The following is a 24,620-nucleotide window of genomic DNA, read 5'->3' on the forward strand; positions in this document are numbered from 1 at the left end:
CGCGTTCGCACGAGGGCTTAGTTTGCGTTGCTTTACATCAAAGAACAACAACCCTTGGCTATTTAGCTTCTTAGCTTACGGAATCCTATAATAACTTTCACCTACAACTAGCAAAAGAAGCTATTTAAAATAACCTATTTAAAACAGTCTTTTCAAAAAGTCAGCCTAACGAAAATTACTCAAAGGGAGACGGATCGCCCGTGCCATGTCGCACAATTACTGGCGTGTCTTCCGACAAATCAACCACGGTAGTGGGCTGCTCACCAATGTAACCACCGTGAATAATAAGCCCAACTTGCTTTTCTAAGTTGTCGCGAATGACATCCGGGTCTGATTCGGCCATGGTGTTACCTGGCAAAATCAAAGACGTAGACATCAATGGTTCGCCCAGCTCCTCCAATAATGCAAGTGCAATGGCGTTATCGGGCACGCGAATTCCAATGGTTTTACGTTTAGGGTTTTGCAAACGCTTTGGTACTTCGCGGGTCGCTTTCAACACGAAGGTGTAACGCCCTGGCGTGTTGTTCTTAATTTGTCTGAACGCCGTGTTGTCTACCTTTGCGTAAATTGATAGCTCAGACATGTCTCGGCACATTAAGGTAAAGTTGTGATCTTTATCGATTTGACGAATACGACACAACTGCTCAAGCGCCTTTTTGTCTTCCATTTGGCAACCTATGGCGTAGCCTGAGTCTGTCGGATACACCACCACTGCTCCCTCTCGAATTAACTCACAAGCCTGACTAATGAGGCGCTTTTGCGGGTTGTCGGGGTGCACATAGAAAAATTGACTCATAATTACTTCCTTTTCTTAAACGCGCAGAACGATACTACTTTGCCAACGAGGTAAGTGTCTGTCCACTCGTAAAGCTTGCTGGTTAAGCTCGTGGGTAAAACTCGCTTTTAAGCTTTTGAGCTTTTTACTAACCAACTCTCGGCATTTAAATTAGCGATAGTGCTCATCAACCGTACGTGTACCATTTGCCTTACCTTGCCCATTTATACCGAGAGCGTTGGAAATTAGATTTCCTTAGCTCTCGGCCATCTGCCCTTCAAATTGTTTCCAATTATGCCATACGGGTGTGAGCTTACTGCTAATGCCGAGGTTCTTACCCAGCTCAGTCCAACGAGACGGAAAGTGAAAATCAGAGCCCGCCGATGCTAGTAACTGATGGGTTTCTGCAAGCTCATTAATAAGCTCTTGTTTGGTTTTATTGATACCTGGGAATGCGGTTTCAATGGCGTCGCCACCGGCTTGTTCGAACAAGGCCACCAAGCGCCGTAGCCACTTCGCTGTCATATCATAATGAGCAGGATGAGCCAGTACAGCTTGTCCACCTGCATCGTGGATCCACTCGATAGCCGTTTCGATGCTTGGCCACTCTGCTTTAACTGCAGCTCGTTTGCCTTTGCCAAGATACTTTTTAAACGCGGCGTCCATACTTGGCACACCGTAGTTGTTTACTAATACGCGCGCAAAGTGCGCCCGTGTCACCTGGCCAACGCCCGCTAGCGCTTTTGCTCGCGTTAGAACACCTTCAAACCCACACTTTTCGAGCTTATCAGCAATTTTTTCAGCTCGAGCTTCTCGGGTTTGAGACTGGCCTTGCAGCCGCTCAAGAAACGTTGGGCAGTGTCTGTCCACATTTAATCCAACTACATGGATATCGAAACTGTGCCAAGTGGTGGAAATTTCAACACCATCAATAATGGTTAATGCACGTTTTTGCTTCGATTGAGTAGCATGTGCTTCTTCCAAACCGGCTACGGTATCGTGGTCGGTAACGGCAAGCGCATCCACCTGCATGGTGTGCGCGCGAAGGATTAATTCTTCTGGCGTTAGGTGGCCATCAGAGAATTTTGTATGACTGTGTAGATCTATTTTCAATGTCTTATGCAAATTTTAGGTTGACACAAACGGCAATTTGTTTTCTTCTATACACACAAAGTATACGTACTAACCGCTTCAAATCCTATTGAAGTTTGGAAAAACAACGAGTAATTCATGCATTCATACAATATTTCAACAGCAATGACAGTTGCAGCTTGGTGGTGGCACTCCCTAACTTAACGGGCGGTGTGCACTGTAGTGCGTGAATGAATACACATAAAGGCCCGTTTATACGGGCCTTTTTTTTGTCTTTTTGCAGTTGGAGAGTAGCAAAAATGAGTTTAGCGGAACTGGGGATTTCCCCAGGTAAGGTAGAGACAATTGAGCAGGTGGGACACTATGTCGATGATCCACTTGCCGCGTTTGCCCACCTTTGTGGCAATAAAAATAACGCACTGCTTTTAGAGTCGGCAGAAATTGATTCTAAAGACGATTTACAAAGCTTGTTAATGGTTGACGCAGCACTGCGCATGGAATGCCGGGGCAACCGCGTTGAAGTGAAAGCACTGACAGGCAACGGCGCTTCAGTGTTACCTTTATTTGTTGACCACGCCCCTGACGGCCTACACATCAAAGAAAGGACAGACACTTCAATTACGTTGGTGTGTGATGAAGCCGACGGTGAACTTGACGAAGACAGCCGCTTAAAGGCCGCAAGCGTAATGGACGCGCTTCGCATTGTTATCAATAAGATAACGCCAATCCGCCAACATCCCCACGCGGTTTTCTTAGGCGGTGTATTTGCCTACGACATGCTAGCAGGCTTTGAAAAATTACCCGATGTTGCAGAAGGTGAAAATGACTGTCCAGACTTTGTATTTTACTTGGCAGAGACCTTAATTACCGTTGACCACCAAACCCGCGAGACACATTTAATTGGCAGTGTTTTTAGCGGACAAGACGTTGCCCAGCAATACTTTGCCATTGCTCAGCGCTTAGAAGCCATTCATCAGCAGCTACACGATATGCCTGCCAAGCCCGTGCTAGTGGGTGCAAATACTGTAAAGATTACTGATGTAGAAAGTGAAGCACAAAGTGGACAGTCACTCGTTTGCGACTCAGAACACTCAAACGAAACCGAAAACGGACAGTCACTTTCTTCTTTTGACCCAAGCGTTGAAGTGAGTGTTGATTTAAGTGATGAACAGTTTTGCAACCATGTGCTGGACTTAAAACAGCACATTTTAGCTGGCGACATTTTTCAGGTTGTGCCCTCGCGCACATTCTCTCTCCCCTGCCCGTCGCCACTACTTGCTTACGCTAAACTTAAAGAATCAAACCCAAGCCCTTACATGTTTTACATGCAAGATACCGCTTTCAGCATATTTGGTGCCTCTCCTGAATCAGCGCTTAAATACGAAAGAGAAAGTAATCAGGTAGAGATCTACCCAATTGCCGGTACCCGTCCACGCGGCAAGCGCCCTGATGGCAGTATAGACAGAGATTTAGACAGCCGTATTGAGCTTAACCTTCGCGAAGACACCAAAGAAAAGTCTGAGCACATTATGCTGGTTGACCTTGCCCGAAACGATGTGGCAAAGGTGAGTCGCCCAGGTACGCGCTATGTGAAAGACTTGCTTAAAGTTGACCGTTACTCTCATGTGATGCACTTGGTGTCACGCGTGGTTGGTCAACTACGTGACGACTTAGATCCACTGCACGCTTATCAAGCCTGCATGAATATGGGCACCCTAGTTGGCGCACCAAAAGTAAGCGCAGCGACGTTAATTCGTGAAGTAGAGAAAAAACGCCGCGGCAGTTATGGCGGCGCGGTTGGCTACTTGAATGGTCAAGGCGATATGGACACTTGTATAGTCATTCGCTCAGCGTTTGTGAAAAACGGCACGGCTTATATTCAAGCGGGTGCAGGTGTAGTATATGACTCGGTTCCACAAGCTGAAGCTGATGAAACCCGCGCTAAGGCACAAGCGGTAATCGGTGCAGTAAAAGCAGCGCTACAAGAAGAAGCTGAAAGTATCAACGTTGCATTAAATGAAGGAGGCAACGCATGAATCAGCAAGTGACCACCCTATTTTTGCTCGACAATGTAGACTCATTTACCTACAACCTTGTGGACGAACTGCGCACCTTAAACCTAGACATTAAGGTCTATCGCAACACGGTTTCTGCAAATGCTCTGTTTGAAAGAATGCAGGAACAAGCAACGAAAGGCCCAGTGCTTCTTATGTTGTCACCAGGTCCAGGCGCACCAAGTGAAGCCGGCTGTATGCCTGAGCTACTTAAAAAAGTACACGGCGTGTTCCCCGTAATTGGTATTTGCTTAGGCCATCAAGCTATTGTTGAGCATTACGGCGGCACCGTAGGTCGCGCCAGCCAAGTTATGCACGGCAAGTCTTCTGCTATTACCCATTCTGAGGACGCCATGTTCAAAGGCTTACAGCAGCCCTTACATGTCGCACGCTACCACTCTTTAGTGGCACATTCATTGCCTGAAAACCTTACTGTTTGCGCATCTACAATAAACGATGACGGCAGTGAGGCCGTAATGGCAGTTTACAACAGCGAAGATCGCATGTTGGGTTTCCAATTTCACCCAGAATCTATTTTAACAGCCCACGGCAGTTTGCTGTTAAAGCAAAGTATTGACTATTTAACGTTACAGGGAGCGAACCATGCTTAACGCAGGCCCTCTACTAGAACAAATTATGTTGCGAGAATCACTGTCGCAAACCGAGGCATACAGCTTGTTTAACAGCATCATGCACGGTGAGCAAAGCGAGGTGATGATTGCTTCAGTGCTGACTGCGCTGAAAATGAAAAAAGAATCTCCCAGCGAAATTGCGGGTGCGGCGAGTGCCATGGTTGCCAATGCACTGCCCTTTCCCACACCGTCTTATGAGTTTGCAGATATCGTTGGTACAGGCGGAGATGGCCACAACACCATTAATATTTCCAGTGCAGCCGGTGTAGTTGCCGCATCTTGTGGCGTGAAGGTGGCGAAACACGGTAATCGCAGTGTTTCGAGTAAGTCTGGCTCTGCTGATTTATTTCGCCAGTTTGGTCTTAATTTAGAAATTAGCCCAGAAACATCCCGCAAGTGCTTAGATGAAGCAAATTTCACATTTCTTTTTGCACCGGTTTATCACGCCGGTATGCGCCATGCAGCCCCCGTGCGCGCTGCGATGAAGACCAGAACCTTGTTTAATATACTGGGGCCGCTGGCAAACCCGGCGGGTCCAACTCACGGCGTTTTCGGCGTATACTCGCCTGAACTGCTTGAACCTTACGCAAAAACCCTTATGCTGCTTGGCCAACACCGCGCAATGATAGTGCATGGCGATGGCTTGGATGAACTGGCGCTTCACGGCGAATCAATGATTTACGATCTTGAGCATGGCGATATTCGCAAGCTTACCGTTACCGCCGAAGACTTCGGTTTACCTCATTATCCTCTTTCTGCGATTGAGGGCGGTGAACCTGAAGAAAACAGACAATTTGTTGAAGCAGCGCTAAACGGCGAAGGTAAAGAGGCGCACCGTGCCGCTATCGCCATGAACTGCGGGGCACTGTTGAAAGTAACCGGCAAAGCCTCAACCTTCAAAGAAGGGGCTGAAATGGCGATGAACGCTATGGCCGAAGGGTTACCCATGCAGTTATTAACGAAGGTTGCCAAAATTACTCAGGAGGTAAGCACGAATGGCTAATGTGCTTGAGAAAATTGTTGCAGACAAACGAGAAGAAGTGGCCGCACGCAAAGAAGCACTGCCGCTAGAAAACTTCAAGGCGAATCTAGTTCCTTCCGAAAAGAGTTTATTTGCCACACTTAGTGAACCAAACGCAGGCTTTATCTTCGAATGCAAAAAAGCATCGCCTTCAAAAGGCCTTATTCGAGAGCATTTCGATTTAGACGAGATTTTAGCGGCTTACACGCCTTATGCTGCCGGTATTTCTGTGCTGACAGACGAGAAGTACTTCCAAGGTAAATTTGAGTACTTAGCTTATGTTACTGAGCGTGTTGCTCAGCCTGTGCTTAACAAAGATTTCTTCGTTGATACCTATCAAGTGTATCTAGCCCGTCACTATAATGCCGACGCAGTGCTATTAATGCTTAGTGTGCTAAATGATGACGAATATCGCGAGTTGGCAAGCGTTGCCAATGCTCTGTCATTAGACATTCTTACCGAAGTAAGTAATGAAGAAGAAATGGAGCGCGCTATTGCCCTTGAAGCCAACATCATTGGTATCAATAATCGCAACTTACGCGACCTTTCTACCGATTTAGCGACCACCGAACGCCTTGTGCCCATGCTTGAAAAAGCCACGCACGACTACGTGGTTATTTCAGAGTCGGGCATATACACACACCAAGACGTGCTTCGTTTAGCGCCTGTATCCCAAGGCTTTTTGGTGGGCAGTGCGTTAATGGCAGAGTCTGACCTACCGCGCGCTGTGAAAACGTTAGTGAATGGCGCAGTTAAAGTGTGCGGGCTTACCAGCCCCGAACAAGCACAAATGGCGTTTGATAAAGGCGCAAGCTTTGGCGGGCTAATCTTCGCTGAAAAATCGCCACGCTGTGTGAGCGAAGCACAGGCTTTGACTATAACGCAGAGCATTGACGGTGCTTTTGTTGGTGTGTTCGTTAATCACGACATTGATGAAGTGGCATCACTCACCACCTCGCTTAACCTTTTTGCCGTGCAGCTTCACGGCAGCGAAGATGACACCTACATTTCAGCGCTTGCTGCCAAGCTTCCAGAAGGTTGTGAAATTTGGAAAGTCGAAGGTGTTAAAGCAACCTCTTCTGGCGCTCTACCAGAAACAGTGGACAGACACTTAAATAATAGCCTTATCAGCCGCGTTCTTCTGGATTGCCAAGTAGGCGATGCAAAAGGCGGTACAGGCGAAGCCTTCAACTGGCAGTTATTAAATGATATCGAAGCGAAGCATAAGTTAGTGCTTGCTGGCGGTATTAACGCCCAGAATGTTGCAGATGCTATTGCAACCGGCTGTGGTGCTATTGATGTAAATTCAGGTGTAGAAACCGCACCCGGCGTGAAAAGCGAAGAAAAACTCGATGCGCTTTTTGCCATTTGCCGCCGTTACTAATTTAAATACAGGACAACGTAATGAACCAGTTAGATACAAAATTTGGTGAATTTGGTGGCATGTACGTGCCCGAGCTACTTATTCCAGCACTAGACCAACTGGAAAAAGCATTTTTGGATGCCAAGGACGACCCGACATTTAACGAGGAGTTTTTATCTCTGTTAAAAGACTACGCCGGTCGCCCAACGTCAATGACGTTAACTCGCAATCTGGTAAGTAACCCAAAGGTGAAGTTATACCTAAAGCGTGAAGACCTATTACACGGTGGTGCACACAAAACTAATCAGGTGCTAGGCCAAGCGCTACTTACCAAACGCATGGGTAAAAAAGAGGTTATCGCCGAAACTGGCGCAGGCCAACACGGTGTTGCAACCGCGTTAGCATGTGCATTATTGGGGCTTAAAGCACGTATTTATATGGGTGCGAAAGACGTTGAACGTCAAGCGCCAAACGTGTTCCGTATGAAGCTTATGGGCGCAGAGGTTATTCCTGTAAACGCAGGCTCAGGTACGCTTAAAGATGCCGTAAACGAAGCCATGCGCGACTGGTCAGCGAACTATGATAAAGCGCACTATTTGTTAGGCACAGCCGCGGGTCCTCACCCGTTCCCGACCATTGTTCGTGAATATCACCGCATGATTGGTGAGGAAACTCGTGCACAAATTATGGAAAAAGAAGGTCGCTTGCCTGACGCAGTAGTAGCATGTGTGGGCGGAGGCTCAAATGCTATCGGTATGTTTGCAGACTTTATTGATGAGCCATCTGTACGCCTAGTTGGCGTTGAGCCTGCGGGTAAAGGTGTGCACACCAAAGAGCACGGCGCAACTATCGTGACGGGTACAAAAGGTATTCTTCACGGCGCATACACCTTCATTATGCAAGACAAAGAAGGTCAGATTGAAGAGAGCTACTCAGTTTCTGCTGGTCTGGACTACCCTGCTGTTGGCCCTCAGCATGCTTATCTTCACGACATTGGACGAGCGGAATATGTGGCCGCCACCGATGAAGAAGCGCTGAACGCATTCCAATTGCTTGCAAGAAAAGAAGGTATTATTCCTGCCCTTGAATCGTCGCATGCTTTAGCGCACGCACTTAATATGGCGGATGAAGCGGAAGAAGAAACCATCATCGTAGTTAACTTATCAGGTCGTGGTGACAAAGATTTAGCGCACGTTATCAACATTTTAGGGGACGATTTATAATGGATAGATATGCACAGATGTTTGCCGGCCTTGATGAAAAGAACCAAGGCGCTTTCGTACCTTTTGTAATGGTAGGTGACCCCGACTTAGCGCAATCTGAAGCCATCATTTGCCAGCTAGTAGAAAGCGGTGCTGACGCACTTGAGTTAGGTATACCTTACTCTGACCCCATCGCCGACGGCCCTACAATCCAAGCTTCTGCCATTCGCGCTTTAGGTAATAAGGTGACGGTAGCCGATTGCTTGGGTGTTATTTCACGTGTTCGTGCAAAATATCCAGACGTGCCTATCGGCTTGCTGCTGTACAGCAACTTAGTCATGGCCCAAGGCATCGAAAATTTTTACAATAAAGCACAAGACGCGGGCGTTGACTCAATTTTGGTCGCTGACGTTCCTATTCGCGAAGCGGCTCCTTTTCAACAAGCAGCCGAAGCCACTGGCATTTCACAAATTTTGATTGCACCACCTAATGCTACTGACGAAACTATGGAAAAAATCGGGGAATACTCGAAAGGTTACACGTATTTGCTGGGTCGTGCGGGCGTTACTGGCGCAGAAACTGCGGCAAACGTGCCCGCTTCAGAGCTTATTGAGCGCTTGAACAAACACAAAGCAGCACCAGCATTGTTAGGCTTTGGTATTTCTACACCGGAACAGGTTAAATCTGCTATTGACGCAGGTGCCGCTGGCGCAATTTCAGGCTCGGCGACAGTGAATATTATCGCTGCCAATTTATCGGACAGTCACAAAATGCTAAGCGAGCTCGGCAGCTTTGTTGAAAGCATGAAAGCAGCTACGGCAAAAGGATAAACGTATGCTATATATGATTTGTGCAACCGATGTGGCGGACAGTCTAGAAAAACGCCTAGCGGCGCGACCTGCTCACCTTGAACGTTTGAATGCATTAAAAGATGCGGGCCGTTTAGTTATGGCAGGCCCCTTCCCTGCTGTAGATAGCCTAGATCCAGGCCCAGCCGGATTTACTGGTTCGCTAGTAGTAGCAGAGTTTGATTCACTAGAGGCTGCTCAAACATGGGCAGAAGCCGACCCGTACATCGAAGCTGGTGTTTACGAAAGTGTTGTAGTTAAACCTTACAAAAAGGTTTTGCCTTAATTTTTAGCTAAACGCTAAGTAGCAAACTGCGATAAATAACGAAAGCCCCTTGAGACCGAATAGCTCCGGTTTTAAGGGGCTTTTTTGTTGCTTCAACAGTAACAAAGCTAACACTTATTTATTAAACTAGTGTGGACAGTCACTCACTTGCTAGACTAATGAGAAACTAGTGTGGACAGTCACTCATTTGCTAGACTAATGAGGACACACACTCGTAATTGTTTGCCAAGCTTCATTTGGTTGATAATGGACGGTCACTTAATAATCAGCCAACAATCGCAATAAACAATCCCTTGTGGACAGGCACTCGCTCCTCTGAGTAAGTGTCTCAGCGCCTCAAAGCTTCGTCATAAAATTGGCCCATAATACTGCGTTTAAAGATCGACCTTTTCGTGTTCACCCATCTCTTCTGGCTTTACCGTTTTACCAGCAAGCATTTTAAACATGCCTTTGAGTGAAGGGTCTGCATCCCACACTTCTGCATCTATAAGTTCGAAGCGAAGCATTAATAAAGAAGGATCATCTTTACCTTTCTCGAACCATGCTTCTACTGGATTAGACCAGTATTTATCAATCACCTCTTTACGTGATTCAACAGTGAGGTTGCCTCGTATACAAGCAAATACATCATGACCTTTGGATGCAAAATGAACCATGGCTTTTCCACCTTTTGCAATGCGGTTGTCTCGACTAGTGTAAAACCAAAACTCGCTATCAGCGTCTTTATCAAGTTGGGCGTACATAGGCTCGGCATGCATATCCTCGCCAACCAGACTTACCATAACTTTTGGACTATCTGACATTGCTTTCCACATTGTTTTCTTAATATCGCTAGACATAGCTCCTCCTTGTTGAAAATAAGTGTCTGTCCTACGTTTCTATTGAATGGATCAGTTGAACAAAACGCCTTATTTTCATTTTATTGATTCATCTGAAGCTTATGCCTCGCACGTGGCATGCCAAAAAAGTCAATATCATCCTGCTCAGCTGCCAAAAGAGTTATTGAGAAACGTAAGCTCTTAACTACAAGCCAGTTAGGTACAGCTTTGGACACACACTCGTACATCCAAATGAGCGTTGTGAACTATTTATCAAAAAACGAGGACAGTCACTCGTTTGCACGATAAACATTGGTCCCCCTTAATGACAATCAACAAAGTGGACAGACACTTTTTCAAAGTAGGAGTAAAGATTACTCAATATGACTTCCGGCCTCATAGCAATTAAGTGTCTGTCCACAATATTTGCTTTTTCGTAAATGCCATTTACTTAAGGCTTATATACAGCTTTTGCTCCGCAAGGTAGACTAAACCTAGTTCAGAATGGGTTCAGTTAACCAAGTTATACTTATCTGTAGTTTGGCCTGAGTGGGATAATAATTGTGAGGTTATATGAAATTATCGCTTCGTGTTGCAGTAGTTTGTTTAGTGTTAGCTTTGTCTAACACAGCGCCAGCTTTGGCGTTTCAAGACTCTGGCGGCGATATATCAAAAAGCGAAGCTGCTGAGCGAGCTCGCGTTGCTGTAAATGGACGCGTCTTAAAAGTTGAACAGACCTCAAAAAACTACCGGGTAAAAGTACTTAAAAAGTCAGGGCGAGTAGTATCAGTAGACGTAGACAAACGCTCAGGCAAGGTAAAAACAAATAAAGATAAGGACTAACATGCGTATCCTCGTAGCCGAAGACGATAGCAGATTATTAACCCAGCTTGATGCGCTCCTTCAGCAAAATGGCTATAGCGTAGACCTCGCAGATAATGGTGAGCACGCGCTTTTTCTCATTAAAGAATATAGCTATGACCTGGCTATCGTCGACATCGGCATGCCAAAGCTAGACGGATTTGAGGTTATACGAAAAGCCCGTCAAGCTGATATTTCCTGCCCTATACTCATTTTAACTGCTAGAGATAGGTGGCAAGAGAAAGTGGAAGGCCTTGATGCCGGAGCCGATGACTACCTCACCAAACCCTTTCATAACGAAGAGTTACTTGCTCGAACAAAAGCACTAATTCGACGAGCTTCAGGACAAGCGAACCCAACCATTCAGTTCGGTCCTATCTCGCTGGATACCGTTAGTGAAGAACTATCGTTAAACGGTCAAGCTCTGGATCTAACAGCTTACGAATACAAAGTCATGGAGTACCTTATGCTTAACCCGCAAAAGGTCATCTCAAAAACAGAGCTAACTGAGCACATTTATGACCAAGATTTCGATTTAGATAGTAATGTCATAGAAGTTTTCGTAGGAAGACTCCGGAAAAAGCTAGATCCTACAGGTGAATTAAAGCCAATCGAAACCCTTCGAGGTAGAGGCTACAGGATAAATAGAAGTTTATGAGGCAGCTGTCGCTTCGCCTTCGAAGTATCTCTTTAGCGATTGTTCTTCTGGCGTTCTTTGCGCCCTTCACTGTTGTTATCTTAGATGAGGCGTACACAGATAGCCTTACGCAAGCCAAGATGAGTGAGCTCAGGTTAATGAACTTGGGTTTGCTATCGGCTTTCGAATTAGATGGCGACCTACCCTATATGCCTGAAATTTTATACGAAGAGCAGTTAAACCTTCCTGGGTCGGGTTATCTTGGCGTAATTGTGTTTCGAGACGAAGTTATTTGGCAATCAGCCTCAGCTCTTGAGTATACCTTTGCACCACCTGAGATAGACGTTGCAGTCGGTAACGAGTTATTTTTGGATTCTCATACACCTAAGTTTGAAGAAGATTCCGAGTTTTTTGTATACGCCTTTACTGCGGAATTTGCTTCAAGTAGAGACTTCGAGCCTGTTCGGTTTTATATATTTAACAATAAAGCACTTTTTGAAGCAGAGCGGAATACGTTCTTAGACACAACGTGGCAGTGGATTTTCACGCTCTGTATAGCACTCCTAATTTTTATTATTATCGGGATTAGCCTAGTACTTCTTCCTGTTAGGAAGTTAATTGACGAAATTTCACAAGCCTCAAGTGGACATAAACGCCAGTTAGAATCACGCTATCCAGTTGAATTCGATTCCTTAAAACAATCCATTAATGGTTTGCTTCAAACTGAGGCCGCCCAAAGGGCGAGATATAAAAACAGTTTAGGAGACTTAGCACATAGTTTGAAAACGCCTTTGGCGGTGGCATCGGGCACTAGTGGTTTACCCGCTGAGGTAAACGAAGCACTACAGCAAATTGACAGAATAATTAAACGTCAGTTGAAACGAGCGAGTGCAGGAAAATCTGGTTGGCAACACGCTATCGATATATTACCTGTTTTGTACAAACTCGCCGATGCGATGGACAAGGTCTACCAAGATAAAGCCCTTACCATTGAGTTAGAAATGGATGAGGACACTCAGTTTAAAGGAGACGAGACCGACTTCATGGAACTATGTGGCAACCTATTAGATAATGCATGCAAGGCGGCGAACAATAAGATTATCGTATCAGCGTCGAAGTGTGCTGGTTGGCTAACGATTAAAGTAGAAGACGACGGCCCTGGTATTCCTGACGACAAAAAGGTGCTTTTGTTAGAGCGAGGAACTCGACTTGATACCTATACAGAAGGCCACGGTATAGGCATGGCGTTGGCGGCCGATTTAGTTTCAATCTACGAAGGTAGAATGCTCATCGAGGACAGTTCGCTTGGCGGTGCTCGTATCGTTATTCAATTTCCCAATCACGAATAGTGCTTTAAAAAGTACAACGAAGTTTGTGCATGATCGTTAAATCCTTGAGCTTTCAATTGCCCAAATATGAGAGTGAATATGAGAGTGGACAGACACTTGAGTTCCTACAAAAATTTGGGGCGTATGGAAAGTGGACAGACACTTAATCTTGCACAAAAGTTTGGGGCAAACAAACACATTCTCAATTGACTGTTTAGCTAGAGACCAATAAGAGATTTTTTTAAATCGATTGAGTGTCTGTCCACTTTCTATTTACACTAAGTTACGACGCAGACTTCTCACCTTCACTCGATAACAGCACCGCAAGCCACTTGCTCTCCTCGCGAGACTCTAGAGCTATTTTTACCACCATGGTTAACGGAACTGATAGCAACATTCCAACGGTGCCTAGCAGCCACCCCCAAAATATTAGCGAAAGGAATACCACAAGTGTAGAGAGCCCCATGCCTTTACCCATCAATCTGGGTTCCACCATATTACCCATGATAGTATTAACAAGCACAAAGCCAAGCGCTGCAAAACCTGCTGAGGCAGGGCCAAGTTGAACAAAGGCTATCAACACTGCAGGCACAGCAGCGATAATTGAGCCAATGTTAGGAATAAAGTTGAGCATGAAAGCCAACACAGCCCAAAGCATGAAATGATCTACTCCCATCACATACAGCCAAATACCAATAATCAGACCTGTTCCTAAACTGACCACAGTTTTTATCGCTAAGTAACTGTTCACAGAACGAATAAATCTGTCGATATGCTTTAGTTTCATTCCAGGATCGGCAAGGGCAATATGCAACCGGCGTGGAATACTGTCAGCTTCAAAAAGCATGAAAATGACAGTAAGAAGAATAAGAAAGAGGTTTGAAAGTACGCCGCCCATTCCGCTGATGAAATTTGTTGCTACGGACATAGCCGTTGCGGGGTCAAGGTGAGAAGCAATTAACTCTCGATTGATGTGAATATTAAACTCAGCCAATTTGGACACAACCCAGGCAAACTCGGTATCAAGCTTACTTCTATATTCTGGCAAATTTTCTCGAAACTCGGTCATAGACTGGCCAACTAAACCAGCTAAAAGAAAACCAAAAACAACGATAAGCAGTATAACAAAAGTGATAGAGAGCCATTTAGGCACGCCGAATTTCGAAGTCCAACGTATTATTGGGCTACATGCGATCGCTATAAAAATAGAGAGAAAAAACGGTACCATGATCGTACTGGCGGCTTTAATACCAGCCATCACCACTACTAAACATGCTAAAACTATAAGAATTTTTGCTGTTGGCGAGCGTAGTTCCATTGACATTTTGTGCTACATTCCTGACTGAAACGACAACACTTTACAACGACTTATAAACAACTACAAACAAGAGACTTCAATGAACTTTAATCTTGCCACTATTAAAATTAAAAACTTAAGACTACGTACGTACATCGGCATCAATGAAGATGAAATAAAAAACAAGCAGGACGTTGTTGTTAACGTGAAAATTGATTATGACGCAGAAAAGGCGACTAACACCGACGATATGAGTGATGCGCTTAACTACAAAACGATTACAAAGGCAATCATCAAGCTTGTAGAAGACAACCGCTTTTCTCTTCTGGAAAAACTTACCGCCGATGTGTTAAGCATTGCAGCGGAACATTCTTCGGTGCGCTACGCTGAGGTTGAGGTCGACAAGCCACATGCCCTTAGATTTTCTGATTCCGTGTCCCTGACACTATCTTGCAATAAGACGGGATAAGGTCATACCTCGAGGAGCTAATTGTGAACATTCTTTTGACCGGTGGAACAGGGCTGATAGGAAGCGAATTTATTCGTCAATATTCTCGAGAACATGAATTTACGGTGATTTCTCGCGACTTTGCAAAAGCAAAGAGCAAATTGGGGGATAACGTCAAAATCGTCGAGAACGTTTCTTCGATAGAAAATTTTGAAAGTTTCGACGCAGTAATTAATTTAGCTGGTGAGCCTATCGCCGATAAGCGCTGGACAGACACTCAAAAGAAAATAATTTGCAATAGCCGCTGGGACATCACTTCTGAGCTAGTCTCAAAAATAAATAGTTGTGATGCGCCTCCGCCTGTTTTCTTATCGGGCTCCGCGATTGGTTACTACGGCAATCAAGGAGACAAGCTTGTAACTGAAGAAACTCCTCCTCATAACGAGTTCACCCATGAACTGTGCGCTAAATGGGAGACTATTGCCCAAAGTGTAGATCAAGCTAAGACACGTGTCGTAACGCTTCGAACTGGTGTAGTTCTCACCGAAAAAGGCGGAGCGTTAGGGAAAATGGCACTACCGTTTAAATTGGGAGCCGGAGGTACACTTGGGAGTGGTAGTCAGTATTTGGCCTGGATCCACTTACAAGATATGGTGCGTGCTATCTCCTTCTTGCTAGAGAATAGTGAATGTTCTGGTGCATTTAATTTAACGGCACCGGAGCCTGTCACGAACAAGATGTTCTCTAAAGCGCTCGCAAAATCACTTGACCGACCTTGCCTGTTCAATGTTCCGGGCTTTGTTATGAAAATAGCAATGGGCGAATCGTCGACGATGATACTTGAGGGGCAACGGGTCATTCCTCAAAAGCTTACTACCGCCGGCTTCAGTTTTGACTTCCCTTCTATCGACGAGGCGCTAAGAGAAATATATCGCGCATAGTTGAATTACTTAAATTAGCTACGTGCCTTGTGGACAGTCACTTGAATTGCTAAGCAGGTGTGTGTCCACATTTATTGCACAACATTATCGCGAGGCACTTTGCTTAGTCACAAACCTCAAAAACTTCTATTTACTTTAAAACCAGAGTACTTCTTAAATTCTTCGCGAAAACCACTCTTTCGTAATTAGCGAACTTTGCTGTGAAATACGCAGTGGACAGACACTCATTTGAATTGAGTGACTGTCCACTGCCCTTAATCTAAACGGCACTTAACCAAGTGTCTGTCCATTTTGAATTAACGCGCCTTCTAAATACAAAAATACCTAAACCATATTCCGCAGCATCTGACTGGTATTAAGTGTAAGCAAACGCCAGCATCCAAACGCACCTAATATGCCTACAACGACAGCGCCAACGCTTGGCGCTATTGCCCAGTATTCTGGGTGTAAGCTTGCTTCCATTTGGAATACAGAGGTTTGAAGTAAATAAAGGCTCAACTCATTGGCCATTGCTGCCATAAAGCCTGCTACTACACCAATGATAACAAACTCAAAAATAACACTTTTTCTTATCAACGCCCCCTTTGCACCGAGCGTCCGAAGTATGGCTATTTCCTGTCTGCGTTCATCCATACTCGCCTGTACTTGTGCAATCAATACCAGACTGCCCGCTAACAATACCAGCACCAAAATAAATTCAACGGCAACAGACACCTGATCCACAATCTCTCGCAACTGATTAATTCGAGCATCAACGTCGAACATAGTTATTGATGCAAACGGTTTAAGTAGGTTTGTTAACTCTGCCTTTCTCTCGGTAGGAAGGTAGAAACTAGTAATATAAGTTGGGCTAAATGCGGCCATTGCCTCGGGGTGAATAACGAAGAAAAAGTTAGGCTGCATAGTCTGCCAATTCACAGTACGAATACTCGTTACTTTCGTTTCGACAATCTCGCTTCCCACATTAAAAGTAAGCCGATCGCCCATTTTAATGTTCAACCTTTCTGCAACGCCTTCTTCAACGGAAACCGGGAACCATCCTTCGCTGTATTGTTTATCCTCATCGCCATGCCAGTTCCCGTCAATGACCTCGTTTTCTTTTTGAAGCGTGTTGCTCCAAGTTAGGTTTGCTTCTCTGCCTAAACCTCTCCGGCCTTCTCGATTCGGCTCATCTTCTTTAGAAACCTCGGTGTTTACCCCTTCTCCATTTACCGAAACAAATCGGCCTCGAATGACAGGATAAAACTCTTCAATTTTTACGCCATTGTCAGCGAAGTGTCTGTCCAACTCGGGTTGAATATCCGGCGTAATGTTAATTAAGAAGTAATTCGGTGTACCTTCTGGCAATTGCGAGCGCCATTGTGAAACCATATCGTTGCGCATTACCAGCACCACTAAAAGCAACATAATGGTGACGGAAAAGCTAATAAGCTGCACGCTGTTGTCCATTGCACGTCGCTTAATACGTGCCCATGCCAACTGCCACGCCCCCATTCTTCCACTGCCCAACTTGCGTCCCACAGCAATTAAGATATACGTAGCACCAAGCAATCCAAGCACAAGCGCAGCGCCAGAAACGAAAAGAATAGCGCTAATTTTTAAATCTCGACTATACATCCACATCAGTAAGAATATTGCGCCACCTGAAGCCACGAACTGAATGCTTCTGGAACGTAAACTCGCTGATATGTCTTTTCTTAATACGCGAAGCGGGGGAACTGAAAAAAGCTGCAACAGAGGATATAGTGAAAAGAGCAAAGCACACGTCGCACCTGTAGCAACGGCGATTAAAAGCGGGCGCCAATGCCACACATCAAGAGACACATCCACCCTATCCGCTACAAGTGAAACCACCACTTGCTGACCGATAAAACCGATAACGAGGCCGATAAAAATACCAAGCCCAGTGATAAATAAAATTTGGAACAAATAGACTTTTCGAATGGTGCTGCTTGTTGCCCCCAAGGTCTTCATTATTGCTACGGGATCAAAGTGACGTTGAGCATAACGCTGAGCAGCAACAGCAATGGAAACGGCCGCTAATACTATTGCCAACAAACTCGCTAACAGAAAATAGCGCTCAGCACTTGCGACAGAACGCCCTATCGCTGACTCGTCATCTTCGACTGTACGCCACGAGTGTAAGTCGTCATTTAATTGGGGCAATAACCAGGTATTGAAGTTTTCTATGTCACCCGCATCACCGGCAAAAAAGCCCACATAACGAGCGCGACTCCCTGGCCCGGTTATCGCAGTTTTTTCCAAGTCGTTTAAGTTAATTAGCGCAATAGGGTCAGTATTAAACACGCTAAAGCCAGCATCGGGAATATCTACCAACACACGGGTGACGGTAAAAGTGCCATCACCAATATCGATGCTATCGCCAATAGAAAGCCCCAAGCTCTGAAAAAGCCGAGACTGTACCCATGCTTCGCCAGATTTTGGTAATTCTGCAGTATTGCGTTTTTCTCCAAAAGGCTGGTCAGTAATATTGACCGTCCCTTTCAGTGGATAAGCGTCATTCACGGCTCGTAAATCAACAAGCGACATCTCGTCGCCTTTAAATACCATTGAACGTGTTGCCACCTGCTTTGCCGTCTCAAGGCCCTGTTCTCGGGCTCTAGCCAACCATTCCTCGTTTATAGGGTCATCTGAGCGAAGCTGAGCATCTGCTGCAATGAAGGCCGCAGACCGAGACTTTAGTGCGCCCTGTAAACGCTCACTGAAAAGAGACAGCGACAACACGGCCGCCACAGATAGCACAATGGCCAGCAATATGATGGTCAGTTCACCACGTCTAGCCTCATGCTTGAAAAGCCGCCAAGCTAAATTAAAAGACGTCGACATCTAAACCGCATCTTTTTTATTCATTGTGTTCGCGCCCGTCGTTTCAATGAGTTCTCCAGCATTCATAGTGAGTTGCCTGTCACAATGTTCCGCAAGCTCGTTATCATGAGTTACGAGTACGAGTGTTGTGCCTTTTTCTCTATTCATCTCGAACAACAGCGCTTCGATTTTTTCACTATTTTTGGCGTCTAGATTGCCAGTAGGCTCATCGGCGAAAAGAATTTTGGGAGAGGTAATAAATGCTCGCGCTATGGCAACGCGCTGCTGCTCGCCCCCCGACAACTGATTAGGGAAGTGATGCGCGCGATGTTTCAAACCGACTTGCTCTAGAATATCCAAAGCTAGTGCCTTTGGGTTATCAAGCCCTGCAATTTCTGCCGGTAGCATCACATTTTCCAAGGCTGTTAAGCTTTGAACTAACATAAAGCTTTGGAAAATGAAGCCTACTTTATTTCCTCTTAAAATTGCGCGCTCTTCTTCATTCATACTGTGAAGTGCTTCACCATCTAAGAAAATTTCCCCTTCTGTAACTTGGTCAAGTCCAGCTAACAAGCCCAAAAGGGTTGACTTACCCGAGCCTGACGCGCCAATAATGGCAACGGACTCACCAGACTTGACTTCAAAAGAAATAGGACGAAGGATCTGCAGTGAACCTTCACTCGTATCCACTACTTTGGTTACAGCATTAGCTTTTATCATAAGAGGTCATCAATTCGTGTTTGTTAAATTTCGTTATTTGTTCGCGTTTTTACTTATTCTTTTAATACCCTTTCAAGCGCTATCAGATCAAGCCGAGCAGAGCGACACAAGCGAAAATGCGGTTTTACTTATCTTAGGTGACAGTTTATCCGCGGCTTATGGATTACAGCAACATGAGGGTTGGGTCAGTTTGTTACAAAAGATGTGGCAAGACGACAACATTCCGATTGATATTGTAAATGCTGCGGTAAGCGGAGAGACTACTGACGGTGGTTTAGCGCGATTTCCCCGTTTATTAGAGCAACACAACCCTACCCATGTATTGATTGAACTGGGCGGTAATGACGGCCTTCAGGGCCATAATATCGGTAAGATTAGGGATAATTTAGATTCACTGGTAAGTGTTGCGAAGGAGAGTAATGCCGTAGTGTTTCTGCAAGAAATGCAAATTCCTTCTAATTATGGCAAGCGCTATACGCAGATGTTTACTCAAAACTTCAATAAAGTAGCGGAAGCTCAGGACGTTCAAAAAATTCCATTTTTCCTTGAAGAAATAGCGCTAAATAAGGACTTAATGCAAAACGATGGTATTCATCCAAATGCTGAGGCACAGCCTTTGATCGCTAATTTTATGGACAGACACTTAAGAAGTTTAATTCTTAGCGCTCAATAATTGTGCTAATCTTATTAAGTGATTTTTTAAATGCGAGGTTTGTTTATGGACGTTTCTTCTGTTAATTCGTCTCCTGTTTCCACTGTCTTAGAATCGCCACAGCGACCTATTCAACAGGTTGAGCCCCGTAATGTGCAAGAAAGTCGCGAGACTCAGCCCCAGAGCACACAGCAGACCTCAAGCACTAACGATGGGCGTGTGGGTTCTAGGGTTGACGTGTTTGTATAACTTGCCCTTTAAATTAAATTGTTAGGGACAGACACTCGTTGGTACTTTTGCTTAGTCCTCTAGCTAGTAGAGGCGGCTTTGCAATAAGGAAATTAGAAAGGACAGAAACCCGGCGAATAAGGGTGTCTGTCCTTTTTCTTTTGGGTCAAATAGACTTAACGATTGACGTCTATCCGTTATGAAATTCGAGTGTCTGTCCACGATTGCCAGTTCTGAGATTTGATCGAAAGAGCATTCATGAAAATTAACCGTCCCTAAAACTGTCCCAAAGACCACTTAAAATTGACGCCGTAAATCTCATAATGTCAATAAATAACTATGGGATACGGATATGCCTCTACCTCGTTACAAGCAAATAAATACTGATGTTACACCTTATTACCACTGCATTTCTCGCTGCGTGAGGCAATCTTACCTTTGTGGTCGCGATGCCCGCACTGGCATAAACTATGAGCATAGAAGAAAGTGGATTCAAGACAGGCTCCATAAGCTTTCTCAAGCTTTTGCCATCGACCTATGCGCCTACGCTGTTATGCACAATCACATTCATGTGGTATTACATATAGCAAAAGGCAGAGCTGAAGGCTGGACGATGGATGAGGTCTTGCTTCGGTGGAGGATGTTTTATAAATGCCCGCCCGTAGTGCAGCGATATTTAGAAAACTTTGATTCTGTAACGTCAGAAGAACTTGCTGAATTGAAATCATTATCTGTTTTATATCGAGAGCGACTTCAAAGCATCAGCTGGTTTATGCGTATGCTCAATGAATATATTGCTCGAAGAGCTAACAAAGAAGATGAATGTAAGGGCTATTTCTGGGAAAGAAGGTTTAGGTCACAAGCTATACTCGATGAGAAAGCACTGGCCAGTGTAATGGCTTACGTCGATTTAAATCCCATTCGAGCAAAAATAGCGACGACGCTAAGCAACTCTCACCATACTAGTATCCAATATCGCTTGAATGCCAAACGCTCGAATAAAACGCCTAAGTTTTTGATGCCCTTTAGCGATAGTCACCACAAGAACACCGTGCCGTTGCCCTTCGCATTTACCGATTATTTGCAGCTTATCACTGATACGATGAATGCGGAGAGTAATAAGGATACCTGCAAAGTCCCAAAGCTTCCTAACCGCTTGTTAAGTAAGCTTGGAATGACAAAAGAGAACTGGCAGCTAGTAACTAGTAATTTTGAAACACTTTTTACTGGGCCTGTCGGTTGCCCTGAGATGATGGAAAATTTCGCCAGATGCTGCCAAAGAGCATGCCGCCCAAACGTTGCAAATGCTCAAAGGTATCTGTCGTGAACCTCTAACACCATTGCAAAAGTACCTGGCTAAATATCGGCTTGGCGTGCAAGCACATCAACAATGTCCTGAGATTTCGTTAGGCGCCTTATGTCGTTGAACAGAACTTCAGCTTCAGGGTATTGTCTTTTCAGATAGCCGCACCATTGCTTAATTCGGTTGGGGTAATATTTGCCCTTATCACCAAAAATTTCGTAGCCAGAGTACTGAATCAGCAAAGCAGCCAGTTCAGACCATGGCATAGGTGCTACACCCTCTTTAATACTCAGCGCCAAATTAGGCATTGCCAATGCACCTCGTCCAATCATAAGGTTGGTACACTCTGATTGGCTCTGACATCGCTTAGCGTCTTCAGCGTTCCAAATTTCACCATTTGCAACAAGTGGAATATCGGTGTGTTGCTTTATCTTCGCTATCCAGTCCCAATAAGCCGGTGGTTTATATCCCTCCGTTTTGGTCCGCGCATGAACAACGAGCTCAGAAGCGCCCGCTTCAGTGATAGCTATAGCATTCTCGATAGCTAAAGATTTGTCTTCAAAACCTAGTCTGATTTTGGCTGAAACTGGGATTTCTGCAGGAACAGCGTCCCTTACAGCTTTCACAATGTCATAAAGGGTTTGGGTTTCTTTCAACAAAACCGCCCCGCCCTTACTCTTATTAACTGTTTTGGCAGGGCAACCAAAATTTAGGTCAACACCAGGAGAGCCCAGCTCTATTGCTGTTTGTGCATTCTCTGCAAGCCACTGTGGATGTTGTCCTAATAATTGAACTCGGACAGGCACACCTGCCGGAGTTTTGCCTCCATTGTGAAGCTCAGGGCAAAGTCTATAAAACGTTTTCTTTGGTAACTTTTGATCGACCACTCTTACAAATTCAGTAACGCACTGATCGAAACCACCCACGCGAGTGAGCATATCTCTCATTAAGTGGTCGACAACGCCCTCCATAGGGGCAAGCATTACTTTCATTGCAAAAATCTCAGTTTATAGAACATAAAATCGGCGCGGGAGTTTAGCAAAAAGCACTTATATCAGCCAGGCTTTGATGCTTAGTTTTTCAACTTCTGTGACTGTCTACTTAAGGTGCATTCAAGGTGGTTTTAAATTGCAGCTGTTTAAATCTAGTAAGTGACTGTCCGCTAGACACTTTCTCTAGACACTTTACTTCATGTGGGAGTGATGCAGGCTTCTAATTCTATACGAATAGAAAAGCTTGTGTGTCTGTCCATACGTAGAAAGTTCTTGATAGAAGTTCGCACTTAGCCTATTTACGAGGCTGTAACTGGGTAGCGGCTTCCTTTTCTAAATTTTCAAGGCGAGTGAATACGGCCTTCTTTTGATTATCGGTGTATGTCCGCCAATTAATGATTTCTTCAATCGTACGTTTACACCCAATGCAAATGTCTTCTTCGGTTAATTTGCACAAGGCTACACAGGGGGAAATTAAGTTCATAAAGCTTCTGTTTTATCCAGACCGTCTTTTTTACTCTTTACTCGCGAAGCTGCGATAGCTGCCATTGTAGTTTCTGATAGCTCTTTATTGGACCACAAACAGACATGACAACCAAAGCGCGATTCAAGATATGAGGAAAACTCAGTGTCTGTCCCACAGTCATACCTTACTAAATTTTGCTTTTTACCGTCGTAAATAACCGCAGAATAAGTAAACACAAAGAGCCTCCTAAAAAAGAGGCTCAAATATACATCTAGACGTCTAAACGTTCAAGCGTCTAATTTAAATAATCGAGTGCAGCGCAAATTGCGGCCACCTGAGCATCATTGCAATTTTCGGGTGTCGCATTATCGCTATCGGGATAGACTTCTGTGGTTGTGACGTACTGAGCATCTGTCATACCTCCACAAAGGTACAACGACTTCTTGTCATAGCAAATTACACCTTCACTCACCACATCTGCACCTATAATCTTTCCGTTTTCATCGGCCGGTGCGATATGCGTTACTTTTTTCACAGCCTCAATAACTGCTTTTTGAAACTCTATTTGGGGGCTTGGAGTATTAGCAACCGTATAGAAACCATCTGGAATGTTCCAGTTATCATGGGTCACCCCATCCCGCGCAGCCAGTGCTGGTCTAAACTCACTATTGTCCGTGTCTGTCGTTTCGTGCAAATCAATATGAAGCGTAAGAGATAACGCTAAATCAGATACTAATTGCATAAGCTGAGCAGACTCTGGTGCAGGAGAATCACTGTAAAACGAGCGATTCGGATCTAATGCCATTGGGTTCCATCGATTTATCGACTCGTATCCCCAGGGACTTACACATGGCACCACAACTATATTTACTTGCTCTGCGTACTGAGCCAACTTTGTTTCAATAAATTGAAGCGCTCCTTGCACACCACTCGTTTCGTAGCCGTGAACACCGCCTGTAACGAGTGCAGACGGCTTTTCAGCGTCAAAACTCTTGGGAATGACAACATATAGTGGGTAACGCGCTGTATCGTAAGGAAGTGCGCCATACTGCTTTAACTCAAAGCCTTCAGGGATAATGTTGAAGAGTTTATTAAGTACTTCTTCCTGATAACTTCTTTTCACAGTCTGCTGTGCTTTCCATTGGGCTTTTTCTTCTTCGCCCCACGGCTCACCAGGAGTTCCAATTGGATAATTCTGCATATAACACCTCTTTTGTATTTTTTAGATCATAACAGTTCAACAAGCTCACGTATCTATCACACAAAAGTTTCTTAAAGGGTTGTGACATGAGTTCTTTACGCATTGAACCTCTGAAAAGTACTTGCGCGAAGGCGTTGACGCCTCTTTTGTAAGAATTGCAAATTCCGATGAAAATGATCGGTGTATGTCTAGGTAGATGGTTTAAAGAGGGAAAGAAGAGTGTCTGTCCACTGAAGTTTTCTTAAGATGGCTTTGCATCTATTTGCTTACAGATTTAATTGCAGTGTCTGTCCACAAAGTTTTAAGCCAGAAACAAAAAAACCAGCCGAATGGCTGGTTTTTTCGATATGGCGTCCCCTAGGGGATTCGAACCCCTGTTACCGCCGTGAAAGGGCGGTGTCCTAGGCCTCTAGACGAAGGGGACTGAAAATCTTCTTTCGAAAGCACTGCTTTCGAGATTTTCAGTAAGGCGAAGTGAGCTAGCGAACTGAGCGACCTTTCCTTACTGAAACTTTCAGTCAGAAGTTGATTAATCAACTCCAGCCTATTTCACAGTTTTAATCGACTGTGACGCGATAAAATGGCGTCCCCTAGGGGATTCGAACCCCTGTTACCGCCGTGAAAGGGCG

General features: G+C 44.9%; 24 protein-coding genes and 1 tRNA gene. 14 read left to right on the forward strand and 11 right to left on the reverse strand.

From position 1 onward, the window contains the following. Positions 1–175: 175 nt before the first annotated feature. Both MHN02_RS12065 and MHN02_RS12070 read right to left on the reverse strand, forming a co-directional pair. Positions 176–796: an L-threonylcarbamoyladenylate synthase gene (locus MHN02_RS12065; RefSeq protein WP_014948946.1), complete on the reverse strand. Its 621-nt coding sequence runs from the start codon at positions 794–796 to the stop codon at positions 176–178. A gap of 234 nt (positions 797–1,030) precedes the next feature. Then, positions 1,031–1,888, reverse strand: coding sequence for a PHP domain-containing protein (locus tag MHN02_RS12070; RefSeq protein WP_039225723.1), 858 nt, complete (start codon positions 1,886–1,888; stop codon positions 1,031–1,033). A 278-nt stretch (positions 1,889–2,166) separates the two neighbouring features. Here MHN02_RS12070 and MHN02_RS12075 point away from each other — a divergent pair, with 278 nt between their 5' ends. The 7 genes from MHN02_RS12075 to MHN02_RS12105 are packed head-to-tail and all read left to right on the forward strand — an operon-like array spanning position 2,167 to position 9,273. Next, entirely contained in the window at positions 2,167–3,903 is a 1,737-nt protein-coding gene (locus tag MHN02_RS12075) for an anthranilate synthase component 1 (RefSeq protein ID WP_171338172.1), read from the forward strand. Then, positions 3,900–4,532, forward strand: a complete 633-nt coding sequence (locus MHN02_RS12080; protein WP_101563971.1) for an aminodeoxychorismate/anthranilate synthase component II — start codon at positions 3,900–3,902, stop codon at positions 4,530–4,532. Before MHN02_RS12075 ends, MHN02_RS12080 begins: the two co-directional genes overlap by 4 nt. After that, the gene (gene trpD, locus MHN02_RS12085; RefSeq protein WP_014948943.1) at positions 4,525–5,556 is read left to right on the forward strand and encodes an anthranilate phosphoribosyltransferase; all 1,032 of its coding nucleotides are present in this window, start codon (positions 4,525–4,527) and stop codon (positions 5,554–5,556) included. Before MHN02_RS12080 ends, trpD begins: the two co-directional genes overlap by 8 nt. Continuing rightward, positions 5,549–6,958: a bifunctional indole-3-glycerol-phosphate synthase TrpC/phosphoribosylanthranilate isomerase TrpF gene (gene trpCF / locus MHN02_RS12090; RefSeq protein WP_239246293.1), complete on the forward strand. Its 1,410-nt coding sequence runs from the start codon at positions 5,549–5,551 to the stop codon at positions 6,956–6,958. The genes trpD and trpCF overlap by 8 nt, the downstream gene beginning before the upstream one ends. A gap of 20 nt (positions 6,959–6,978) precedes the next feature. After that, complete coding sequence (gene trpB, locus MHN02_RS12095) at positions 6,979–8,160, forward strand: tryptophan synthase subunit beta (RefSeq protein ID WP_014976090.1); 1,182 nt, start codon at positions 6,979–6,981, stop codon at positions 8,158–8,160. Beyond that, positions 8,160–8,969 carry a tryptophan synthase subunit alpha gene (gene trpA / locus MHN02_RS12100; protein ID WP_239246296.1) on the forward strand — a complete coding sequence of 270 codons (810 nt, stop codon included), beginning with the start codon at positions 8,160–8,162 and terminating at the stop codon, positions 8,967–8,969. The genes trpB and trpA overlap by 1 nt, the downstream gene beginning before the upstream one ends. A 4-nt stretch (positions 8,970–8,973) precedes the next feature. After that, entirely contained in the window at positions 8,974–9,273 is a 300-nt protein-coding gene (locus MHN02_RS12105) for a YciI family protein (RefSeq protein ID WP_171338169.1), read from the forward strand. Between the two features lie 374 nt (positions 9,274–9,647). On the opposite strand, the gene MHN02_RS12110 is transcribed toward MHN02_RS12105, so the two are convergent. Beyond that, positions 9,648–10,112: a pyridoxamine 5'-phosphate oxidase family protein gene (locus tag MHN02_RS12110; RefSeq protein WP_014978828.1), complete on the reverse strand. Its 465-nt coding sequence runs from the start codon at positions 10,110–10,112 to the stop codon at positions 9,648–9,650. 552 nt (positions 10,113–10,664) lie between these two features. On the opposite strand from MHN02_RS12110, the gene MHN02_RS12115 reads away from it, so the two are divergent. From MHN02_RS12115 to MHN02_RS12125, 3 genes are read left to right on the forward strand one after another with little or no spacing between them, the layout of a single operon-like run. Next, on the forward strand, positions 10,665–10,934 hold the full coding sequence (locus MHN02_RS12115) for a PepSY domain-containing protein (protein WP_014948937.1): 270 nt from the start codon (positions 10,665–10,667) through the stop codon (positions 10,932–10,934). Between the two features lies 1 nt (position 10,935). Continuing rightward, entirely contained in the window at positions 10,936–11,610 is a 675-nt protein-coding gene (locus MHN02_RS12120; protein ID WP_014948936.1) for a response regulator transcription factor, read from the forward strand. Beyond that, on the forward strand, positions 11,607–12,938 hold the full coding sequence (locus MHN02_RS12125; protein ID WP_014978827.1) for an ATP-binding protein: 1,332 nt from the start codon (positions 11,607–11,609) through the stop codon (positions 12,936–12,938). Before MHN02_RS12120 ends, MHN02_RS12125 begins: the two co-directional genes overlap by 4 nt. A gap of 262 nt (positions 12,939–13,200) precedes the next feature. On the opposite strand, the gene MHN02_RS12130 is transcribed toward MHN02_RS12125, so the two are convergent. Next, a complete protein-coding gene (locus MHN02_RS12130) occupies positions 13,201–14,241 on the reverse strand; it encodes an AI-2E family transporter (protein WP_014948934.1) in 1,041 nt (346 codons plus the stop codon). Positions 14,242–14,314: 73 nt separating this feature from the next. Here MHN02_RS12130 and folX point away from each other — a divergent pair, with 73 nt between their 5' ends. Both folX and MHN02_RS12140 read left to right on the forward strand, forming a co-directional pair. Then, complete coding sequence (folX, locus tag MHN02_RS12135; protein WP_012517852.1) at positions 14,315–14,683, forward strand: dihydroneopterin triphosphate 2'-epimerase; 369 nt, start codon at positions 14,315–14,317, stop codon at positions 14,681–14,683. 23 nt (positions 14,684–14,706) lie between these two features. Continuing rightward, a complete protein-coding gene (locus MHN02_RS12140) occupies positions 14,707–15,603 on the forward strand; it encodes a TIGR01777 family oxidoreductase (protein WP_014978825.1) in 897 nt (298 codons plus the stop codon). Positions 15,604–15,927: 324 nt separating this feature from the next. Here the strand turns inward: MHN02_RS12140 and MHN02_RS12145 are convergent, their stop codons facing one another. Then, a complete protein-coding gene (locus MHN02_RS12145) occupies positions 15,928–18,450 on the reverse strand; it encodes an FtsX-like permease family protein (protein WP_239246298.1) in 2,523 nt (840 codons plus the stop codon). Next, positions 18,451–19,149, reverse strand: a complete 699-nt coding sequence (locus MHN02_RS12150) for an ABC transporter ATP-binding protein (protein ID WP_239246300.1) — start codon at positions 19,147–19,149, stop codon at positions 18,451–18,453. Between the two features lie 16 nt (positions 19,150–19,165). Here MHN02_RS12150 and MHN02_RS12155 point away from each other — a divergent pair, with 16 nt between their 5' ends. Then, positions 19,166–19,822, forward strand: a complete 657-nt coding sequence (locus MHN02_RS12155) for an arylesterase (protein WP_049586851.1) — start codon at positions 19,166–19,168, stop codon at positions 19,820–19,822. Between the two features lie 559 nt (positions 19,823–20,381). Then, entirely contained in the window at positions 20,382–21,356 is a 975-nt protein-coding gene (locus MHN02_RS12160; protein WP_239246302.1) for a transposase, read from the forward strand. Between the two features lie 29 nt (positions 21,357–21,385). Here MHN02_RS12160 and dusC read toward each other — a convergent pair whose 3' ends face one another. The 5 genes from dusC to MHN02_RS12185 form a co-directional block, all read right to left on the reverse strand. Further along, positions 21,386–22,324, reverse strand: a complete 939-nt coding sequence (gene dusC, locus MHN02_RS12165) for a tRNA dihydrouridine(16) synthase DusC (RefSeq protein WP_061485318.1) — start codon at positions 22,322–22,324, stop codon at positions 21,386–21,388. Between the two features lie 295 nt (positions 22,325–22,619). Beyond that, a complete protein-coding gene (locus MHN02_RS12170; protein ID WP_039230420.1) occupies positions 22,620–22,808 on the reverse strand; it encodes a DUF1289 domain-containing protein in 189 nt (62 codons plus the stop codon). Continuing rightward, positions 22,805–23,026 carry a hypothetical protein gene (locus MHN02_RS12175; protein ID WP_049586856.1) on the reverse strand — a complete coding sequence of 74 codons (222 nt, stop codon included), beginning with the start codon at positions 23,024–23,026 and terminating at the stop codon, positions 22,805–22,807. The genes MHN02_RS12170 and MHN02_RS12175 overlap by 4 nt, the downstream gene beginning before the upstream one ends. Positions 23,027–23,085: 59 nt before the next feature. Beyond that, positions 23,086–23,991 (reverse strand): M14 family metallocarboxypeptidase, encoded by a 906-nt coding sequence (locus tag MHN02_RS12180; protein WP_239246304.1) that lies wholly within the window; start codon positions 23,989–23,991, stop codon positions 23,086–23,088. 348 nt (positions 23,992–24,339) lie between these two features. Beyond that, positions 24,340–24,415: transfer RNA gene (locus tag MHN02_RS12185), tRNA-Glu, on the reverse strand. Positions 24,416–24,620: the final 205 nt, after the last annotated feature.

This window comes from Alteromonas sp. CNT1-28, from assembly GCF_022348345.1.
GTDB classification, from domain to species: domain Bacteria; phylum Pseudomonadota; class Gammaproteobacteria; order Enterobacterales; family Alteromonadaceae; genus Alteromonas; species Alteromonas macleodii.

Bases quoted from the DNA above. Each gene is read 5' to 3' on its own strand.
- trpD (WP_014948943.1), top strand. From the start codon at position 4,525: ATGCTTAACGCAGGCCCTCTACTAGAACAAATTATGTTGCGAGAATCA.
- MHN02_RS12075 (WP_171338172.1), top strand. From the start codon at position 2,167: ATGAGTTTAGCGGAACTGGGGATTTCCCCAGGTAAGGTAGAGACAATT.
- folX (WP_012517852.1), top strand. From the start codon at position 14,315: ATGAACTTTAATCTTGCCACTATTAAAATTAAAAACTTAAGACTACGT.
- MHN02_RS12120 (WP_014948936.1), top strand. From the start codon at position 10,936: ATGCGTATCCTCGTAGCCGAAGACGATAGCAGATTATTAACCCAGCTT.
- MHN02_RS12145 (WP_239246298.1), bottom strand. From the start codon at position 18,450: ATGTCGACGTCTTTTAATTTAGCTTGGCGGCTTTTCAAGCATGAGGCT.
- trpCF (WP_239246293.1), top strand. From the start codon at position 5,549: ATGGCTAATGTGCTTGAGAAAATTGTTGCAGACAAACGAGAAGAAGTG.
- MHN02_RS12105 (WP_171338169.1), top strand. From the start codon at position 8,974: ATGCTATATATGATTTGTGCAACCGATGTGGCGGACAGTCTAGAAAAA.
- MHN02_RS12115 (WP_014948937.1), top strand. From the start codon at position 10,665: ATGAAATTATCGCTTCGTGTTGCAGTAGTTTGTTTAGTGTTAGCTTTG.
- MHN02_RS12130 (WP_014948934.1), bottom strand. From the start codon at position 14,241: ATGTCAATGGAACTACGCTCGCCAACAGCAAAAATTCTTATAGTTTTA.
- MHN02_RS12125 (WP_014978827.1), top strand. From the start codon at position 11,607: ATGAGGCAGCTGTCGCTTCGCCTTCGAAGTATCTCTTTAGCGATTGTT.
- MHN02_RS12160 (WP_239246302.1), top strand. From the start codon at position 20,382: ATGCCTCTACCTCGTTACAAGCAAATAAATACTGATGTTACACCTTAT.
- MHN02_RS12170 (WP_039230420.1), bottom strand. From the start codon at position 22,808: ATGAACTTAATTTCCCCCTGTGTAGCCTTGTGCAAATTAACCGAAGAA.
- MHN02_RS12180 (WP_239246304.1), bottom strand. From the start codon at position 23,991: ATGCAGAATTATCCAATTGGAACTCCTGGTGAGCCGTGGGGCGAAGAA.
- trpB (WP_014976090.1), top strand. From the start codon at position 6,979: ATGAACCAGTTAGATACAAAATTTGGTGAATTTGGTGGCATGTACGTG.
- dusC (WP_061485318.1), bottom strand. From the start codon at position 22,324: ATGAAAGTAATGCTTGCCCCTATGGAGGGCGTTGTCGACCACTTAATG.
- MHN02_RS12080 (WP_101563971.1), top strand. From the start codon at position 3,900: ATGAATCAGCAAGTGACCACCCTATTTTTGCTCGACAATGTAGACTCA.
- MHN02_RS12110 (WP_014978828.1), bottom strand. From the start codon at position 10,112: ATGTCTAGCGATATTAAGAAAACAATGTGGAAAGCAATGTCAGATAGT.
- MHN02_RS12150 (WP_239246300.1), bottom strand. From the start codon at position 19,149: ATGATAAAAGCTAATGCTGTAACCAAAGTAGTGGATACGAGTGAAGGT.
- MHN02_RS12065 (WP_014948946.1), bottom strand. From the start codon at position 796: ATGAGTCAATTTTTCTATGTGCACCCCGACAACCCGCAAAAGCGCCTC.
- trpA (WP_239246296.1), top strand. From the start codon at position 8,160: ATGGATAGATATGCACAGATGTTTGCCGGCCTTGATGAAAAGAACCAA.